The sequence below is a fragment of the Acidovorax sp. JG5 genome (assembly GCF_017939685.1).
In the GTDB taxonomy this organism is placed as follows: domain Bacteria; phylum Pseudomonadota; class Gammaproteobacteria; order Burkholderiales; family Burkholderiaceae_C; genus Acidovorax.
Genome location: NZ_JAGKSE010000060.1, coordinates 1 through 933, shown reverse-complemented (window position 1 = coordinate 933; position 933 = coordinate 1). Strand labels below are relative to the sequence as shown.

Genomic DNA, 933 nt, shown 5'->3' with positions numbered 1-933 from the left:
AGGATTTATCCGTAAATAATATTGACAGGTAGACTGATCTTTCGCAAGGTGATGATGGCGGCGGCCAGATGGTTGAGAGCGAGAAACGTGTGCTCCAGCTTTTCGTAGCGCACGAGCAGCTTGCGGAATCTGTTGAACCACCCATGGCATGCCTCCACCACCCAGCGGCGCGCCTTCTTCTGCGGATTGCGTTTCTTGCGCTCTGCCTCGCTCTTGCGGCCCACTACATGCGGGATATAGCCGTGGGCCAGGATGATCTTCATGGCGTTCTTTCCCCGGTAGCCGGCATCAGCGCATAGGTGCTTGCTGCGTCGCTGCTTGGGTGTGGGGCGCTTGATCATGCAGGACGCCAGCACGGCCTCAAGTTGCGTCACGTCGTGCGCGTTGGCCCCGGTCACGACGAGTGACAACGGGGCGCCACGCCCGTCCACCAGCAGGTGACGCTTGCAGCCCTTTTTTCCCCCGATCCGTCGGGTTGCGCCCCACAGCCTCTTGCGCCAGTGGCGCCTTGAACATGGCCCCATCAATGCTTTGCCAGCGCCAAGCAACGCCTTCGAAATCATCGTACTCAGCAAGGCCTGCACGCCACAGGTTCTCAAAGAACCCGGCCTTGGACCACAGCATGAACTTCTGATGGATCGCGCTGGCGCTGCCGAAGCGCTCAGCAGGCAATGCCTTCCATTGGCAGCCAGTGCGCAGCACATACATGATGGCCTCGAACACCAGCCGTGGCGGTTTGCTCGGGCGGCCCGCTCCGGCTGCGCGCTTGTACTGCTTGTCAGGATCGCGCGCAGGCTGTGGCACCAGCGGCTCCACCCGGCTCCAGAAATCGTCCGTCACTTCCCACGAATTGGCATGCGCCTTGGCCATCTACACCTCCTGCGCCGCATCACGGGCGACTCAGGAACATAGTTTAATTTACGGATAGATCCT

The 933-nt window shown here is 60.5% G+C and carries 1 protein-coding gene; it reads right to left on the bottom strand.

All coding sequences use genetic code 11. The features are described 5' to 3' along the window. Nucleotides 1-5: 5 nt before the first annotated feature. A protein-coding gene (locus tag J8G26_RS19090; RefSeq protein ID WP_210570839.1) for an IS5 family transposase occupies nucleotides 6-870 on the bottom strand; the annotation gives its coding sequence in 2 pieces (ribosomal slippage) (nucleotides 6-453 and nucleotides 452-870; 867 coding nt in all). Nucleotides 871-933: the final 63 nt, after the last annotated feature.